This is a genomic window from Micromonospora sp. NPDC049204 (genome assembly GCF_040647935.1).
Classification (GTDB): Bacteria; Actinomycetota; Actinomycetes; order Mycobacteriales; family Micromonosporaceae; genus Micromonospora.
The window spans coordinates 44,466-60,738 of sequence record NZ_JBEZDC010000028.1; the positions used below are offsets into that span (position 1 = coordinate 44,466).

Here is a 16,273-nt window from a genome sequence, read left to right on the forward strand (position 1 = left end):
ACGGCCGGGCCGGGACGTGCGGGGCCGGCCGGTTGTGGGCGCGGTGCAGTGCCCGCCAAACGGCTCATGACGATGATCGTCAATGGATGAGACGCTGTGCGTCATCGGGTCCTCCTCGGGTGTCCACGCCCTGGGGTACATCCCGACGGCCGAAGTATCCTGGCTTCCGGATCGACGCTCTCCCCCGGCCTTCCAACCGCAGACACACGGTCGTGACTCACGAGGGGGGATCGCTCCCCGGTGACAGTGGCGGGACCGCGTCGGAATCGCACCGACTTCCTTCACTGCCGTCAGGCCGCGAATGCTGCCACACCCCTCCGCCGCCGGTCAACGCCGGCCCTGGCACCGCCCGGCCGCGCTCATCACATTGACCTGGGAAAATATAGGTGCGCGGGGTTGCCTGACCACGAGACGGCGAGCTGATTGGCCGGTGGCGGAGTGATCCCGCAGAGGGAGCCGAGTGTCTGTGTGACTCCCTCTGGAGCTGATGTCGTAGACGATTCAGCACCCACGGGGTCAGCCCTGGGTTACTCGTGCTCGAAGCGGCGCGGCCGGCGAGTCAGTGACAGCCAGCCGAGAAAACGGGCGTGCACTCCCCGCAGGTGTCCGAGACCACCTGGCCATCGGCGTCTACGACGAGTCCATTCGCGCCAACGTGCTTCTGATCGATGACCGACTCTGCGTCGTCCAGCACTACCTACCGCGGATGCGGGGCGTCGACTGCCCGACGATGGTCATCGAACGCGACACGAGTCCCTCCGGCCTCTACCCGATATTCGACGAGATGTTCACCTCACTCTGGGAGCGCAGCCGCCAGCTATGACTGACCACGCCCGCCTCCTCCCCCTCGCACAGGAGGCCGTCGACCTGGCACACGACCTGATGCGGACGCTCCAGCCCGGCGCGCTGACCTTCAAGGGTGACCGTGACATGGCGTCCGAGGTGGACTACGCCATCGAGCGAGCGGTCCGCGAGCATCTGGCCGCCACGGCGCCGGACATCGGTTTCCTCGGCGAGGAGTATGGCGGCAGCGGCGACACCGGCGCACTGACCTGGGCACTCGACCCCGTCGACGGCACCGTCAACTTCGTCCACGGCTCACCCCTGTGCGCGATCTCCCTCGGCCTCCTGCACGGCACAGACGCCGTCCTCGGCGTCATCGACCTGCCGTTCCTCGGCACCCGCTACCACGCCGTTCAGGGGCACGGCGCCTATGCCGACAACCGACGCATCTGCGCCAGCCAGGTCACCGATCTCCGGGACGCCGTCGTCGCCATCGGCGACTACGCGGTCGGTGCCGACGCCAGCCGGAAGAACGCCGAGAGACTCGCCATCACCGAGCAGCTCACCCGGCACGTCCAACGGATCCGCATGCACGGTTCGGCCGCGATCGACCTCGCCTGGTTGGCGCAGGGCAGGATCGACGCGTTCATCATGCTCAACAACAAGCCCTGGGACACCGTCGCGGGCGTCGTGATCGCCCGAGAGGCCGGTGCGCTCGTCGTCGACGTCGACGGCACGCCCCACAGCGCACACGCTGTCGCCACGATCGGCGGCAACGATCTGCTCCTACCGCCCGTCCTCACGCTCGTTCAGCGATCACTCGCATGTGCGGAAGGCATGACTGGTCTTCCGCCTCACCCAGCGGATCCCCATTGATCACCTGCCGGTGATCACGCCACCGCTCACACGACGAGAGTGCACGGGCAACAACGGCTCCAACGTCGGGACACCACCTGGTCGCAGTCCCGCCTTGTCGATCATGGGGTTGTGGTGGGCGACAAAGCAGCCTTTCGTGGCCAAACTAGGCACCACACCTCCATGATCGACCCCGATATCGGGTCGCTCGGCAGCATGATTCGTGGACGTTTCGCCTCAGCGGGCGTGGCGTTCCGGGTGGGCGCGGCTCCAGGTCCGCATCCGTTCCGGGTAGCCGGTGCGGCCCGCCTCGTACAGCGGCACCGCGTGCTTGCGGGCGATGGACCCGGCCGCGCGGGGGGTGCCGGTACGGCGGCGGATCCACTCCCCGTCGTGGGCGATCGCCACCACCGTGGTGTCCGTCGCGGTGGTCTCCGGCTCCAGGTAGAACTCCACCCCGCGCCGGCTCGTGACGAACGCCTCCAGCGCGGCGAGGTCGTCCCGGGTCGCCTCCCGGTCCAGCTTCGTCGGGGTCGCCTCGGCGCCCCGTGACCGGCGACTGAACCAGCTCATGCCCCACCCCTTCCCTCGACGCCCCTCCAGTGCAGCACCGAATCCTGGCAATACGCTGCACGCCGGGTGGGAGACAGCTGATCCGACGGGGGTGGAACCCGCCACGCGTGGGCGGTGTCATGAGTGTGACCCGAACGGAGGTTCCCCTGGACGACGAGGCGCTCGTCACCCGCGCTCGCTCCGGTGACCTGGAGGCGTACGACCTCCTGGTCGCCCGGCACACCGCGTCCGCGTACCGGACGGCGTCGCTGCTCGGGGCGGGCTCGGACTCCGAGGACGTCATCCAGGAGGCGTTCGTGAAGGCGTACCGCAAGTTGTCCCGTTATCGGGGCGAGTCGTCCTTCCGGTCCTGGTTGCTCGCGATCGTCGCCAACGAGACCCGCAACCTGCACCGGTCGCGCGGCCGCCGCGACGGCCTCGTCCTGCGTGCCGCGGCGGCGGATCCGACGGCGGAGATCGCCGAGGACGGCGCGGTGGGCGCGGTCCTCGCCGGGGAGCGCCGCGCCGCGCTGGTGCGGGCCCTGCGGCAACTGCCGGTACGCGACCGCGAGGTGATCGTCTGCCGGTTCTTCCTCGACCTCAGCGAGGAGGAGACGGTGGCGGCACTGGGTTGGGCCCGGGGCACGGTGAAGTCGCGCACGTCCCGGGCCCTGGCGAAGCTTCGCGGCCTGCTCGACCGGGAGGAGGTCCGGCATGGGTGACCTCGAACGGGAACTGCGGGACCTGTCCGCCTGGCTGGAGACGCCCGAGCCGCCCGACGTGCGCGCCCAGGTTCGCGGACGGCTGCACCGGCCGGTGCGGCGGTGGCGTCCGCTCGCCGCGGCGGCGCTGGCCGCCCTGCTGCTGGTGGCGGTGTTGCCGCCGACGCGTGCCGCCGTCGCCGACGCGGTGACCGGGCTGCTGCGCTTCGCCGGCGTCAGCATCGCCGTCGCGCCCACGCCGACGGTGCCCAGCGGCGTCGCGTCGCCGTTGCCCGGGCAGCGGGTCGTGGGCCTGGACGAGGCACAACGGAGGGTACGGTTCCCGATCCGCCTGCCGGCGAAGCTGGGTCCGCCCGAGCGGGTGCTGGTCGCCGACCCCGACCCCGCGGGCACCTGCCGGGTCGCGACGCTGCTCTACGACGGCGGTGCGCTGCGCGTCGACGCGTTCGACGGTCGCCTCAACCTGTCGTTCCACAAGGAGGTCATCCTGCCGGGAGCGGACTGGGTCGAGGTCAGCGGCGACTTCGCGGTGTGGGTCGACGGCCCGCACGTGCTGTCGTATGTGGACCGTTCGGGAGTGGTCCGCAAGGAGAGCGCCCGACTTGCCGCCTCGACGCTGATCTGGCAGGACGCCGACGTCAGCTACCGGCTCGAGGGCGCGGTCACCAGGGCCGAGGCGATCGAGATCGCCCGCTCCCTGCGCTAGGAACCGGACGGGCGCGACCGGTGTCCTGAAGATGAGGTGAGTCGTCGACACGTACCGGAGGGTCGAGATGGGTTCATGGGGCCGGCCGCTGCTGGCGGCATCGGTGGTTCTGCTGGCGGGATGCGCGACCGCGACCGACCGTGGGTCGGCCGCGCCGCCCGCCGCCACCGCGAGCGCCGGGAGTAGCGCGAGTGCCGGGAGTTCCGCGAGTGCCGCGACGGGCTGTCATTCGCCGGTCCAGACGGAGTCGCTGCCCGACTGGGCGGACGCCGGGTTCCACGGGAGCAGCCGGGGGCCGCACGTCTTCGGCGCGAAGGGCGACATCGTGGCGGTGCTGTTCGCCCATCCGCTGCGCCAGGTGCGAAGCGACGGGTCGAACAACAAGATCCTGTGGGTGGCCCGTGCCGCCACGACGTCACCCGACCCGACCGCGCCGGCGACCCTGGTGATCACCGCGACGCTGGACGGCACCGCCACCCGGGTGACCCGAGAGGTCGCCGGTGGGCCAGGGCCGTCGATCATCGACATGCCGCAGGCCGGCTGCTGGCATCTCGACCTGCGCTGGTCCGGGCACACCGACACGATGGACCTGGTCTACGCCCCCTGAGCTACGTACCGTGGCGGCCATGGTGAGTCTGCTCGACGGCATGACGCCGCTGTACGTGGCGGCGGACATCCACGGTCACCGGTCGGAGTTCCGGGAGTCCCTTCGCGACGCCGGGCTCGTCGACCACACCGGCCACTGGTCCGGGGGCGGCGCGCGGTTGTGGCTGCTCGGCGACTACGTCGACCGCGGCCCGGACGGGGTCGGCGTCATCGACGACATCCAGCGGCTCGCGGTCTCCGCACGTGAGGCGGGCGGCCACGTCGGGGTGCTGTTGGGTAACCACGAGGCGCAGTTGCTCGCCGCGCACCGGTTCGGCACCAGGCCCGTCGCCGGGTGGGACGAGCCCGGTGGGTTTCAGGGTGGCTGGGCCCGGTTCGGCGGACGTGCAGAGGACCTGCGCCAGCTGACGCCGCAGCATGTCGAGTGGATGACGCGGCTGCCCGCGGTCGCGGTCGTCGACGGGTTCCTGCTCGTGCACTCCGACACCGCCCGGTACCTGGAACTGGGATCCAGTGTGGCCACCGTGAACGCGGCGGTCAGCATGGCCCTCGGCTCCAGCGACCCCACGGCGTGGCTGGAGTTCTGCGGCCGGATGAGCGATCGGGGTGCCTTTCGCGACGCCGTGCCGACGAACCCCGACGACCCGGTGTCGATGATGCTGCGCACGCTCGGCGGCAGCGTGCTCGTCCACGGGCACAGCACCCTCACCAAGCACTTCGGTGTGGCGCCGCAGGATGTCACCGTCGCGCTGCGGTACGCCGACGACCGAGTCATCGCCATCGACGGCGGCGTCTACGAGGGCGGCCGGATCCTGCTCACTCGACTCCGCTGAACCTGGCTACGCTGCCCGACGTGCTGGACGACGTGCGGACGGCAGCCCGCGACAACGCCGAGTGGTGCGACATCGTCTGCGGCAGCCACGGGCTGGCCGGCCGTACCGACGCCGACGCCTGGTCGGTCCCCCACCGGTCGCCGCCGTGGTATCCGGACGCGGTCACCCTGCGGCCGGGCGTCGACGCCGGGGCCCTGCTGGCCCGGATCGACGCGGGGGACGGCGCGTCGGTGAAGGACAGCTTCGCCGACCTCGACCTGTCCGGGTATGGGTTCCGGGTGCTCTTCGACGCGCGGTGGATCCACCGGCCACCGTCGCCGCCGCCGGCCGACGAACCCCTCACCCCGGTCACCAGCGCCGACGACCTGGCGGTCTGGGCGGCGGCCCACGGCGGTGGGAAGTTGTTCCGCCCCACGCTGCTGGCCGATCCCCGGGTGCGGGTGCTCGCCCGCCGCGACGGCCGGGGTGTGCTCACCGGCGGGGCGGTGCTCAGCGGCGACGGCCCGTACGGCGTCTCCAACCTGTTCACCCGCACCGACAACCCCCGCGACATCTGGCGCGCGGTGTGCGCCACCGTGTCCGACGCGCCGCTGGTCGGCTACGAGACCACCCCGGACCTGGCGGCGGCCCTCGCCGCCGGCTTCACCACCACCGGCCCTCTCCGCGTCTGGCTGCGGGCCTAGCGCACCGGCCACTGGCACGGCGTACGGGCGGCTATGCTGGGCGGCATCGGCACCGATCCGGCCATCACCGGGGAGCCTCCGGAAGAACGGGCAGCTCGACCGCCCCAGTAGAACCGGACGTAGCGGCACGTCACGTCGCGAAATCGAGCGGCGCCCGCACCATCGGGGCGCAAGCGGGGTGGTACCGCGGAGTCCTGGCCATACGCCCGGCGCTTCGTCCCCGTGTGGGCAGTGAGCTGATGCCCGCGCGAGCGGATGTGGAGTGTAGGGAGAACGTCGGTGCCGGACGGTCCGTTGAAGTCGCCATTCGTCCCACTGCCCACCAAGATTGATCTTGGTGGGATGGACCGTGCGGTCATCGAGTGGTGGCAGACCAACAACGTGTTCAACCGGAGCCTGGAGCAGACTGCCGACGGTCCGCCGTGGGTGTTCTACGAGGGGCCGCCGACCGCCAACGGCACGCCGGGCACCCACCACATCGAGGCGAGGGTCTTCAAGGACCTCTTTCCCCGGTACCGCACGATGCGCGGCTTCTCGGTGCCCCGCCGCGCCGGGTGGGACTGCCACGGCCTGCCGGTTGAGCTCGCGGTGGAGAAGGAACTGGGCCTCAGCGGCAAGCCCGACATCGAGAAGATGGGCATCGCCGAGTTCAACGCCCGGTGTCGCACCTCCGTGCTGCGGCACGTGGACGAGTTCGTCCAGCTCAGCGAGCGGATGGGGTACTGGATCGACCTGGAGCACCCGTACCAGACGATGTCCCCCGAGTACGTGGACAGTGTCTGGTGGTCACTGAAGCAGATCCACGACGCCGGGCGGCTGGTGGAGGACTTCCGGGTCGCCCCGTACTGCACCCGCGACGGCACGACCCTGTCCGACCACGAGGTGGCGCAGGGGTACGAGACCGTCACCGACCCGTCCGTTTACGTACGGTTCCCGGTGCGCGAAGCGGTGGCCGGACACCACGGCGTCGAGCTGCTGATCTGGACCACCACCCCGTGGACCCTGGTGTCCAACACCGCCGTCGCCGTCCATCCCACGGTGACGTACACCCTCGCCCGCACCGAGCAGGGCACGTTCGTCGTCGCCGAACCGCTGACCCGGCGGGTGCTCGGTGACGAGGCGGAGATCCTGGCGACCGTACCGGGGTCGGCCCTGGAGGGGTTGCGGTACGAGCGGCCGTTCGACCTGGTGGACATCCCGGACGCCCACCGTGTGGTCCTCGCCGACTACGTCACGACCGAGGACGGCACCGGCCTGGTGCACCAGGCGCCGGCCTTCGGCGCGGACGACCTCGCCGTCTGCCGCGCCTACGGGTTGCCGCTGGTGAACCCGGTCGCCCCGAACGGGCGGTTCGACGACGGCATCGACCTGGTCGGCGGGGTGTTCTTCAAGGACGCCGACGCGCTGCTCATCGATCGCCTCCGGACCTCCGGTCGGTTGTTCCGGCACGAGCCGTTCGAGCACCCCTACCCGCACTGCTGGCGGTGCCACACCCCGCTGATGTACTACGCGCAGCCGTCCTGGTACATCCGGACCACCGAGGTCCGCGACGAGCTGACCCGGGAGAACGAGAGCACCAACTGGTTCCCGGAGCACATCAAACACGGCCGGTACGGCGACTGGCTGAAGAACAACATCGACTGGGCGGTGTCCCGTTCCCGGTACTGGGGCACCCCGCTGCCGCTGTGGCGCTGCCCGGACAACCACGTGACCGCGGTCGGCTCCCGAACCGAACTCGGGGAGCTGGCCGACGCCGACCTGTCCGAGCTGGATCCGCACCGCCCGTACGTCGACGAGATCACCTTCGCCTGCCCGGACTGCGGCCGGACCGCCACCCGGGTGCCCGAGGTGATCGACGCCTGGTACGACTCCGGAGCGATGCCGTTCGCGTCGGTGGGCTACCCCCACCTGCCGGGCAGCAAGGAGATCTTCGAGCGCACCTACCCGGCCCAGTACATCTGCGAGGCGATCGACCAGACCCGGGGATGGTTCTACACGCTGATGGCGGTGGGCACCCTGGTCTTCGACAGGTCCCCGTACGAGAACGTCGTCTGCCTCGGGCACATCCTGGCCGAGGACGGCCGCAAGATGAGCAAGCACCTCGGCAACATCCTGCTGCCGATCCCGTTGATGGACACCCACGGCGCGGACGCGGTGCGCTGGTTCATGGCCTGCTCCGGCTCACCGTGGTCACCGCGCCGGGTCGGGCCCGGCCCTCTCGACGAGATCGTCCGCAAGGTGTTGATGACGTACTGGAACACGGCGGCGTTCTTCTCCCTCTACGCCGCGAACTCGACGTGGGCACCGGAGCTGGCGCAGCCGGTCGCCCAACGACCGGTGCTGGACCGGTGGATCGTCGGTGCGGTCCACGCCCTCGCCGCCGCCGTGGACGACCGACTGCAGAACTACGACACGGCCCGTGCCGGCCGACTGCTCGCCGACTTCGTCGACGACCTGTCGAACTGGTACGTACGGCGCTCGCGGCAGCGCTTCTGGGAGGGCGACCCGGACGCCCTCACCACCCTGTACGAGTGCCTCGACATCCTCACCCGGCTCCTCGCGCCGTTCATCCCCTTCCTCACGGAGCAGGTGTGGCAGCAGGTCATCCGGCGGGGCGCCGGGTCGGCCCCGGAGTCGGTGCACCTGGCGACCTGGCCGACGCCCGACACCACGGTGATCAGCGCGGAGTTGTCGGCCCAGGTGGCCACGGCGCGGGCGTTGGCCGAGGCGGGCCGGTCCGCGCGTAAGGCGAGCAGCCTGCGGATCCGCCAGCCGTTGAGCCGGGCGCTGGTGGGACTACCGGCCGGCACGGTGCTTCCGCAGGCGTTGCTCGACGACATCGGCGACGAGTTGAACGTCAAGGTCCTCCGGCCGCTCGACTCCCAGAGCGGGGTCATCGACGTGCGGGTCAAGGCGAACTTCCGGACCCTGGGCCGCCGGTTCGGCAACCGCACACAGCACGTCGCGAAGGCCGTCGCCGCCGTGGCCGCGCGGGAGCTGGTCGACGGTGTCCGGGCGAACGGGACGTTCCCGCTGGTGGTCGACGGCGAGCAGGTCGAGGTGGGCCTGGACGACATCCTGATCACGGAGGTGCCACGAACGGGCTGGGTCGTGGAGTCCCAGCGCGGAGTGACGATCGCCCTGGACACCGAGATCACCCCCGAACTGGCGGCCGAGGGCGTCGCCCGCGACGTCGTCCGTACCGTCCAGCAGGCCCGCCGCGACGCCGACCTGGAGGTCGCCGACCGGATCACGGTGTCGATCGCCGCGCCCGCGCAGGTCGCGGCGGCGATCTCCACGCATCAGTTGCTCATCGCGCACGAGACCCTCGCGCGCACGCTGACCGTGGTGGACGCGTTGTCGGAGGGCTTCGCCGGCACGGTGGGCGACGGTCAGGAGATCCTGGTGCACGTCCTGCGGGCCTGAACGCTGCCGGGGCGGACGATCACCGCAGACGGGTCAGATCCTCCGGGGTCAGGCGAAGGGCTCCGGCGGCCACGTTCTGCGCCAGGTGCTCCGGGTCCGCGGTGCCGGGGATGGCGAGCACGTGGGACCCCTGGTGCAGGGTCCAGGCCAGGCGTACCTGCTGCGGTGTGACGCCGTGGGCGCGGGCGACGGCCTCGACGGCCTCGTTCTGCGTGGCGCTCGCGCCCGCCTCCCGACCGGTGCCGGCCAACGCGAAGAACGGCACGAAGGCGATCCCCCGCCGACCGCAGAGCTGGACGAGCTCGTCCTGGTTCCGGTAGGCGTCCACCCCGTAGTTGTTCTGCACACAGACCACCGGCGCGATGTCGGCCACCTCGTCCAGCTGCTCGGGCCGGACACCGGAGAGCCCCAGGTGCCGGATCACCCCGGCGGCCCGCAGTTCGGCGAGCGCGCCGAACCGGTCGGCCAACGGCACCGTGCCGACGCCCCGGCCGAGGCGCAGGTTCACCACGTCGAGCTGGTCGCGGCCGAGCCGACGCAGGTTCTCCTCGACCTGGGCGCGCAACTGCGCCGGGGTGAGCGCCTCGGTGAAGCCCACCTCCGGGTCGTACCCGAAGCCGACCTTGGTGGCGATGACCAGGTCCTCCGGGTACGGGGCGAGCGCCGCGCGGATCAGCTCCGTGGCGTAGCGGGCCGGGCCGGTGCCGACCCGCAGTGCCCCGCCGGGCGAGACGTAGAACGCGGCCGTGTCGATGTGGTTGACCCCCAGCTCGACGGCGCGGCGCAGCAGGGCGACCGCCCGGTCCGGGTCCGGGTTCGCGGTGATCCGCATGGAGCCGAAGCCCATCCGGCGGACGGTGCGGTCGCCCAGGGTCCAGGTGCCCGCCGCGTCGGCGGTGATCTCGTCGGTTGGCATTCGGCGACCCTAGCCAGCGCGGGTACGCGGCGCAGTCGGCCGCGCACCCGATACCGCTCGACGGCGCCGCGGGTTAGTTTTAGTGTGCGGCCGGCGTCGACTCGGCGGTGTGCGGCTCGGCGGTGTGCGGCGGGCGCAGCACCGGCACCAGCAGCAGGGTCGGCAGCAGCAGCAGCGGCACCACCAGCAGGGCACGCAGCGTGCCGACCTGGTCGCCGAGCAGCCCCAGCAGCGGCGGCCCACCCAGGAACGCGGTGTAGCCGATCACCGCGACCACGCTCACCCGTACCGGCGCGTGTGCCTCCTCGTCGGCGGCCGCGCTCATCCCCACCGGGAAGCCCAGCGACGCACCGAGGCCCCACAGCGCGACGCCGACGATCGCCAGCGGCCCCGAACCGGCCAGCACGGCCAGGCCGGCGCCGAGCACGGCGAGCCCGATGGTGCCGGAGAGCACCGGCACCCGCCCCCACCGGTCCAGCGCGACCGTGCCCGCGGTGCGCCCGGCGGTCATGCCGACGACGAAGACCCCGAAGACCGCCGCGCCGGCTGCCTCGCTCAGGTCCCGTCCGTCGATGAACGCGACGGCCAGCCAGTCGTTGGCGGCACCCTCGGTGAACGCCGCCACCAGCACGAACAGCCCGATCAGCAGGGTCCGCGGCTCCCGCCAGGCGGCGAGCTGCGCACGGCGGCGGGCCGCCGGGGTGGCGTCCGCCGGGTCGCCGGTGTGATCGCCCGCGACGGGCAGGAACGTCCGGGAGGCGAGCACGGTGCCGGCCAACACGACCACCGCCACCGCGACGAGGTGCGCGCCGACCGCCACGTCGAACCGGGCCGCACCGGCGCCGAGCGCCGCTCCGGCCACCGAACCGAGGCTCCACCCCGCGTGGAAACGGGGCATGATCGTACGATTCAGGCGCCGTTCCACAGCGGCGCCCTCGACGTTCATCGCCACGTCGCAGGCGCCGGAGCCGTAGCCGAAGGCGACAAGTCCCAGGGCCACGACGGCGAACGACCCGGTCATCGTGGCGCCCAGCCCCGCCACGGTCAGACCGAGCGCGACAAGCACGGTGGCCAGGGTCACGGTGCGGGCCGCGCCGAGTCGCTGCGCGAGCAGGCCGGAGGTGGGCATGGCGAGCAGCGCGCCGACGCTCATCGCCAGCAGGAGCAACCCGAGGCGACCGGCGGAGAGGTCCAACGCCTCACGGACCGCCGGCACGCGGGAGAACCAGCTGCCGACGGCCAGCCCGTTGAGGGTGAAGGTGACAGCGACGCCGTTGCGGGCGAGCAGCACCGCCCGTGCGGGCGGTGCGGTGTCCGGGGTTACGGCTCTGCTGGTGGGGGCGCTCACGGGGTCTTGTCCTCTTTCTCGGGGTGATCTCCTGGCACGATCGCACACCTGAGAGCGCTACCACCACAACCGGCAACCGCCCCTTACCGCCGACGGACCGGCCAGGGCATGATGTGAACAGGCGTTTGTCCGACCGGACGGGCCGCCGCGGGGAGGCGACGATGACGGCAGCGGCACAGCGACCGGCCACTCTCGAGGACGTCGCCCGGGTGGCCGGGGTGTCGCGGTCCACCGCGTCGCGGGTGATCGCCGGCACGGGGTTCGCCTCGCCCGCAGCTCGGGAACAGGTCACGGCAGCCGTCGACCACCTCGGTTACGTGCCGAACCCGGCCGCCCGGGCGCTGGTCCGCGGCGGCGGCCTCCGGCTGGTCGTGGCCGCCCAGGGGGCCAGCCCGGCGGTGCTGGACGACCCGTACGTGCACCAGGTGGTCGGCTCGGCCGCCCGGGTGTGCACACCCGCCGGTGTCGGGGTGGCGCTGCACTGGCTGCCGCTCGGCGACCCGCGCGGCCTGCACCAGCTCGCCGGGGACCGCACCGTGTGCGGGGTGATCCTGGTCAACACCACCGAGGACCTGCTGGCGGCGGTGCCCGGGTCGCTGAGCGGCCGGGTGGTCTCGATCGGAGTCGGCTCGGCGACCGTGCCGTCGTTCGACGTCGACAACGCCGCCGGCTCGGACGCCGTGCTGCGCCACCTGTATGCCTCGGGCCGCCGCCGGATCGCCATGGTGACCGGCCCCCGGTGGCTGCCCTGCGCGCAACGCCCCGTGCAGACGTACCGCCGACTGATGCGCCAGGCCGGCCTGCCGGAGTGGGAGATCACCGGGGACTTCACGGCGGCGCGCGGCCGGGCGGCGGCCGGCGAGGCGCTGCGCCGCTGGGCGGACGTCGACGCGATCTACGCGATCAGCGACGACACCGCGCTCGGAGTGATCGCGGGCCTGCGCGACGCCGGTGTGCGGGTGCCCAGCGACGTCGCGGTGGCCGGCTTCGACGACATTCCGCTGGCCGGGATGACCGCCCCGGCGCTGACCACGGCGAGCCATCCGGTCGGGCGGATCGCCGTCGCCGCGGCCAGCGCCCTGTTGGACGGGCGTCCGGCCGCCCGGGTGACGCTCTTCCCGTCCACCCTGGTGGCCCGCTCCAGCGCCTGACGGCGACGAGATCCCCGGTCCGCGAGTCGACCACGACCCCGGAACGCGTGTGGGGACGTCAGACGGCGGGGAGGCCGAGGGCTTCGTCGACGCGGGCGAGGACGGCGGCGTCGTCCTCCGGGTTGACCCCGCGCAGCAGGTCGATGGCCGTGGCCCGGACCTGACCGATGATCATCGCTAGGGGCAGGGTCGGCGTGGCGCCGAAGAGCTGCCCGGCGGTGTGCACGGCGGCCAACGCGGACTCGTCGGCCCGGCCGCCGTGCCGGTCGGCGGTCTCGTCCTGGCCGTCGAGGTCGGCGGCGAGGGCGGCACCGGCCTGGCGGACGGCCTCGGCCAGGGATCGCAGGGCGGCGCCCAGCTCGGGTGGCGCCGGGGTGTGCAGCCGGCTCAGTGTCACGCCCGCGCGGGCCAGCACCCGGACGTTGCGCACCGCGTAGTCGATCTGCCGGATCGACTCGTCCACGGACCTCAGCCGACCGATGTGCCGGCGCCGACGGACGTTGAGCCGCAGCGCCTCACCGGCGGCCAGCACCCCGTCGCGCAGCCCGTCCACCCGGGCGTCCATTCCCCGGGCCTGGGTCAGCGCCGCGAACGCGGCGGCCTCGTCGCCGCGGTCCAGCGCGTCGGCGATCTCGCCCAGCAGCCCGGCGAGCTCGTCGAAGGTCCGCCGCACCTCGGCGACCAGCGGCGCGAGGGGGTGCCGGGCGTCGACCAGCAGGCTGGCCGCGAGCGCGACCGCGCCGCCGATCAGCGCGTCGACGAACCGGAACGGCACCAACGACCCGTCCGGCGGTGCGACCACCACCAGGTAGAGCGCGGAGACCGCGGCCTGCACCAGCGTCACACCGGTCGCGCCGAAGGCCACCGCGAGGAGAACGGTGAGCAGGATGACGGTGCCGACCGTCCAGGTGCTGCCCGGGCCGAGTGCCTGCACCACCAGGTCCGCGACGAGCACCCCGGCGGCGACCCCGAGCACGACCTCGACGGCTCGGCGAATACGTTGACCGCGCGCCTGACCGAGAACGATCAGCGCCGCGGCCGGCGCGAAGAAGGGCTGCGGGTGCCCGAGCAACCGGGTGGCCAGCAGCCACGCCACGGTTGCCGCGACGGTCGCCTCCAGCACCGGCCGCCAGCCGTGCCGCAGCCGCCCGCCGGCCGTCCGCAGGCCACTGAACCGCACCATCGCCACCCTCCTCGCGCCGCCGGCCCACGACACCCGAGGTGATCGTCTCCCATCATGCGACGGACCTGCTCACCGGGCTGCTCCGGGGTGCGGTCGCGGACCGGGGCGGTGGACTACTGCCCGGTGAGGGCGCGCAGCAGCGTACGGATCGCGGCGCTCAGGTCGGCACGGCTGGCCGGGCTTCCGGGCTGCGGGGCACTGAGCGCACCCGCGCCGACCAGCCGGTCGAAGAGCAGCCCGTCCACGAACGCGACGAACTGGTCGCCCTGCCGATCGGGGTCGGTGGCCCCGGCCCGGGTCAACAGGTCCCGGGCCTGCGCCCGCAGGCCGGTGCCGTGTTGCAGGATGCCGCGCAGCTCGGGCCGGTGCACCGCCTCCAGCAGGCAGGCGTATCGGGCCAGGGTCCGGCTGCGCCCGGTGCTCAACCAGCGGTCGAGCACCTCGGCGACGCCGACGGCGAGGCCGTCGAGATCGTTTCCGTCGAGCCGGGGGGCGACGGTCGGGGGCGGACCGGTCGGCAGGTCGTGGTGCGCCAGGTCGGCCCGGTCCCGTTCGGCGAGCCGTCCCACCACGGCCTCGATCAGCGCCTGCCGGGTGCGCAGGTACGCGGAGGTGGTGCCGGGCGGCATCGCGGCGCGGCCGTCGACCGCCCGGTGGGTCAGCGCTCGCATGCCGCCCTCGGCGATCAACTCGATGGCCGCATCGGTGAGCGTCGCGATCCGGTTCGCCCGCGCCGTCATGGCACTCCTTCTTCTCGGGGTCCGCAGGTAGTATCACTCTTCTACAGATGTAGAAGGAGGTTCGACATGGACGACGCACACGCGGTCGTGGTGGGCGGCGGGATCGGCGGGTTGAGCGCGGCTCTCGCCCTGCACCGGCACGGGTGGCGGGTCACCGTGCTGGAGCGCGCCGCCGAGCTGCGCGAGGTCGGCGCCGGCCTGAGCCTGATGGCCAACGCGGTACGCGGGCTGGACGCCCTCGGCCTCGGCCCGGCCCTGCGCCGGGGTGGCCACGGCGAGGCACCCGGCGGTGTCCGCGACCGGCACGGGCGGTGGCTGTCCCGGATGGACGCCGCGGAGATGATCCGGCAGCTCGGCACCACGGCGCTCGGTGTGCACCGGGCCACGCTGCACCGCACCCTGCGCGAGGCGCTGCCGGCCTCCTCCCTGCGCACCAACGCGACGGTGGACCACGTCGAGTCCGGCCCGGACCACGCCGAGGTTCGCTACCAGGGACCCGACGGCCCACACACCCTCGACGCCGACCTGGTGGTCGCCGCCGACGGCCTGCGCAGCCGGGTCCGCGCCCAGCTCTGGCCGCACCACCCCGGCCCGGTGTACGCCGGATCGACGACGTGGCGGGCGGCCATCGCGTTCCCGGACCCGATCCCGGCAGCGATCACCTGGGGACCGGGAGCCGAGTTCGGCATGGTGCCGATCGGCGACGGCCAGCTCTACTGGTACGGCGCACTCAACGCCCCGCCCGGCGGCCACGCCCCCGACGAGCTGGCGGTCCTGCGGGAACACTTCGGCGACTGGCACGACCCCATCCCGGCGCTTCTCGCGGCGACCCCACCCGACGTCGTCCTGCGCAACGACATCCACCACCTGGCCGTCCCGCTGCCCTCGTACGTGCGGGGACGGGTGGCGCTGCTCGGCGACGCCGCCCACCCGATGACGCCCAACCTGGGGCAGGGCGCCGGGCAGGCGATCGAGGACGCCGTGGTGCTCGGCGCGGTCTGCGCCGGCGGCGCCGAGGGGGTGCCGGCCGCCCTGGCCGCGTACGACCAGCAGCGTCGACCGCGCAGTCAGTCCGTCGCCCGGGCCTCCCACGTCGCCGGGCGGTTCGGGCAGCAGTTGCACAACCCGATCGCCTTCGCGGTACGCAGCACCGCGCTGCGCCTCATCCCGGCCCGGGTCGCCCTGCGCAGCGCGGCCCGGTACGCCGACTGGCGACCGCCCGCCGGTTAGGCCGACTCCGCGGGGCCCGGGCCGGTGAACGCGGCGGTGTACTCGGGCGCGGCGAGGAACGGGGTCAGCACCTCGACGGTGCCCGGCGTCCAGGGACGACCGTTGAGCACCTCGTCGCCGGGCACGAAGACCATCGCCGCGCCCTCACCGAGCACCACGTCCTCCTGCCCGGCCCGGGTACGGCCGAGAAAGTAGTGCATCTCCCGGTTCAGCTCGGGTCGCGACTGCACGGCGATCAGGCGCAGCGGCCCGTCGGCGCGCAGGCCGGTCTCCTCCCACAGCTCCCGCTCGGCGGCCTGCTCCGGCGTCTCCCCCGCCTCCGCGTGGCCGCCGGGCAGCCCCCACACGTCCGGGTGGTGCATCGCGCCGGCGTCACGCAGTTGCAGCAGCAGCCGCCCGGCGGGATCCACAAGCAGCACACACGCGACGACAATCACCGACCCAGCCTAGGGCGTGTCTTCAAAGGCTCACAACCATTGGAGTAGCGCGGCGATGGTGACTGTGGCCTGGAACGAGGTCGCGGTCTTGTCGTAGCGGGT

General features: G+C 72.7%; 16 protein-coding genes and 1 riboswitch. Of the genes, 10 read left to right on the forward strand and 6 right to left on the reverse strand.

What is annotated here, in order from left to right:
- Positions 1-152: 152 nt before the first annotated feature.
- A riboswitch (cobalamin riboswitch) is annotated at positions 153-282 on the reverse strand.
- A 280-nt stretch (positions 283-562) separates the two neighbouring features.
- Together AB0A90_RS33430 and AB0A90_RS33435 are read left to right on the forward strand one after the other, a co-directional pair.
- Positions 563-823, forward strand: a complete 261-nt coding sequence (locus tag AB0A90_RS33430) for a DUF5919 domain-containing protein (RefSeq protein ID WP_357255763.1) — start codon at positions 563-565, stop codon at positions 821-823.
- Entirely contained in the window at positions 820-1,659 is an 840-nt protein-coding gene (locus tag AB0A90_RS33435) for an inositol monophosphatase family protein (RefSeq protein ID WP_357255765.1), read from the forward strand. The genes AB0A90_RS33430 and AB0A90_RS33435 overlap by 4 nt, the downstream gene beginning before the upstream one ends.
- A 216-nt stretch (positions 1,660-1,875) precedes the next feature.
- Here AB0A90_RS33435 and AB0A90_RS33440 read toward each other — a convergent pair whose 3' ends face one another.
- The gene (locus AB0A90_RS33440) at positions 1,876-2,211 is read right to left on the reverse strand and encodes a hypothetical protein (RefSeq protein WP_357255766.1); all 336 of its coding nucleotides are present in this window, start codon (positions 2,209-2,211) and stop codon (positions 1,876-1,878) included.
- A gap of 119 nt (positions 2,212-2,330) precedes the next feature.
- Here AB0A90_RS33440 and AB0A90_RS33445 point away from each other — a divergent pair, with 119 nt between their 5' ends.
- From AB0A90_RS33445 to ileS, 6 genes are all read left to right on the forward strand, one after another.
- Positions 2,331-2,912: an RNA polymerase sigma factor gene (locus tag AB0A90_RS33445; RefSeq protein ID WP_357255768.1), complete on the forward strand. Its 582-nt coding sequence runs from the start codon at positions 2,331-2,333 to the stop codon at positions 2,910-2,912.
- On the forward strand, positions 2,905-3,618 hold the full coding sequence (locus tag AB0A90_RS33450; protein ID WP_357255770.1) for a hypothetical protein: 714 nt from the start codon (positions 2,905-2,907) through the stop codon (positions 3,616-3,618). The genes AB0A90_RS33445 and AB0A90_RS33450 overlap by 8 nt, the downstream gene beginning before the upstream one ends.
- A gap of 67 nt (positions 3,619-3,685) precedes the next feature.
- Positions 3,686-4,225 (forward strand): hypothetical protein, encoded by a 540-nt coding sequence (locus AB0A90_RS33455; RefSeq protein WP_357255772.1) that lies wholly within the window; start codon positions 3,686-3,688, stop codon positions 4,223-4,225.
- A gap of 19 nt (positions 4,226-4,244) precedes the next feature.
- Positions 4,245-5,057 carry a metallophosphoesterase gene (locus AB0A90_RS33460; RefSeq protein ID WP_357255774.1) on the forward strand — a complete coding sequence of 271 codons (813 nt, stop codon included), beginning with the start codon at positions 4,245-4,247 and terminating at the stop codon, positions 5,055-5,057.
- Between the two features lie 20 nt (positions 5,058-5,077).
- Entirely contained in the window at positions 5,078-5,740 is a 663-nt protein-coding gene (locus tag AB0A90_RS33465; protein WP_357255776.1) for a hypothetical protein, read from the forward strand.
- Between the two features lie 255 nt (positions 5,741-5,995).
- Entirely contained in the window at positions 5,996-9,166 is a 3,171-nt protein-coding gene (ileS, locus tag AB0A90_RS33470; protein ID WP_357255777.1) for an isoleucine--tRNA ligase, read from the forward strand.
- 19 nt (positions 9,167-9,185) lie between these two features.
- Here ileS and AB0A90_RS33475 read toward each other — a convergent pair whose 3' ends face one another.
- Complete coding sequence (locus tag AB0A90_RS33475; protein WP_357255779.1) at positions 9,186-10,082, reverse strand: aldo/keto reductase; 897 nt, start codon at positions 10,080-10,082, stop codon at positions 9,186-9,188.
- 79 nt (positions 10,083-10,161) lie between these two features.
- Positions 10,162-11,430: an MFS transporter gene (locus tag AB0A90_RS33480; protein ID WP_357255780.1), complete on the reverse strand. Its 1,269-nt coding sequence runs from the start codon at positions 11,428-11,430 to the stop codon at positions 10,162-10,164.
- A 161-nt stretch (positions 11,431-11,591) separates the two neighbouring features.
- On the opposite strand from AB0A90_RS33480, the gene AB0A90_RS33485 reads away from it, so the two are divergent.
- Positions 11,592-12,581, forward strand: a complete 990-nt coding sequence (locus AB0A90_RS33485; RefSeq protein ID WP_357255782.1) for a LacI family DNA-binding transcriptional regulator — start codon at positions 11,592-11,594, stop codon at positions 12,579-12,581.
- A gap of 58 nt (positions 12,582-12,639) precedes the next feature.
- Here AB0A90_RS33485 and AB0A90_RS33490 read toward each other — a convergent pair whose 3' ends face one another.
- Positions 12,640-13,764: an FUSC family protein gene (locus tag AB0A90_RS33490; RefSeq protein WP_357255784.1), complete on the reverse strand. Its 1,125-nt coding sequence runs from the start codon at positions 13,762-13,764 to the stop codon at positions 12,640-12,642.
- 113 nt (positions 13,765-13,877) lie between these two features.
- A complete protein-coding gene (locus AB0A90_RS33495) occupies positions 13,878-14,504 on the reverse strand; it encodes a TetR/AcrR family transcriptional regulator (RefSeq protein ID WP_357255786.1) in 627 nt (208 codons plus the stop codon).
- Between the two features lie 66 nt (positions 14,505-14,570).
- Between AB0A90_RS33495 and AB0A90_RS33500 the strand changes: the two genes are divergently transcribed.
- On the forward strand, positions 14,571-15,734 hold the full coding sequence (locus AB0A90_RS33500; protein ID WP_357255788.1) for an FAD-dependent oxidoreductase: 1,164 nt from the start codon (positions 14,571-14,573) through the stop codon (positions 15,732-15,734).
- On the opposite strand, the gene AB0A90_RS33505 is transcribed toward AB0A90_RS33500, so the two are convergent.
- Positions 15,731-16,171, reverse strand: coding sequence for an NUDIX domain-containing protein (locus AB0A90_RS33505; protein ID WP_357255790.1), 441 nt, complete (start codon positions 16,169-16,171; stop codon positions 15,731-15,733). The genes AB0A90_RS33500 and AB0A90_RS33505 overlap by 4 nt on opposite strands.
- Positions 16,172-16,273: the final 102 nt, after the last annotated feature.

Bases quoted from the DNA above. Each gene is read 5' to 3' on its own strand.
- AB0A90_RS33485 (WP_357255782.1), top strand. From the start codon at position 11,592: ATGACGGCAGCGGCACAGCGACCGGCCACTCTCGAGGACGTCGCCCGG.
- AB0A90_RS33440 (WP_357255766.1), bottom strand. From the start codon at position 2,211: ATGAGCTGGTTCAGTCGCCGGTCACGGGGCGCCGAGGCGACCCCGACG.
- AB0A90_RS33500 (WP_357255788.1), top strand. From the start codon at position 14,571: ATGGACGACGCACACGCGGTCGTGGTGGGCGGCGGGATCGGCGGGTTG.
- AB0A90_RS33475 (WP_357255779.1), bottom strand. From the start codon at position 10,082: ATGCCAACCGACGAGATCACCGCCGACGCGGCGGGCACCTGGACCCTG.
- AB0A90_RS33460 (WP_357255774.1), top strand. From the start codon at position 4,245: ATGGTGAGTCTGCTCGACGGCATGACGCCGCTGTACGTGGCGGCGGAC.
- ileS (WP_357255777.1), top strand. From the start codon at position 5,996: ATGTGGAGTGTAGGGAGAACGTCGGTGCCGGACGGTCCGTTGAAGTCG.
- AB0A90_RS33435 (WP_357255765.1), top strand. From the start codon at position 820: ATGACTGACCACGCCCGCCTCCTCCCCCTCGCACAGGAGGCCGTCGAC.
- AB0A90_RS33495 (WP_357255786.1), bottom strand. From the start codon at position 14,504: ATGACGGCGCGGGCGAACCGGATCGCGACGCTCACCGATGCGGCCATC.
- AB0A90_RS33445 (WP_357255768.1), top strand. From the start codon at position 2,331: ATGAGTGTGACCCGAACGGAGGTTCCCCTGGACGACGAGGCGCTCGTC.
- AB0A90_RS33455 (WP_357255772.1), top strand. From the start codon at position 3,686: ATGGGTTCATGGGGCCGGCCGCTGCTGGCGGCATCGGTGGTTCTGCTG.
- AB0A90_RS33450 (WP_357255770.1), top strand. From the start codon at position 2,905: ATGGGTGACCTCGAACGGGAACTGCGGGACCTGTCCGCCTGGCTGGAG.
- AB0A90_RS33490 (WP_357255784.1), bottom strand. From the start codon at position 13,764: ATGGTGCGGTTCAGTGGCCTGCGGACGGCCGGCGGGCGGCTGCGGCAC.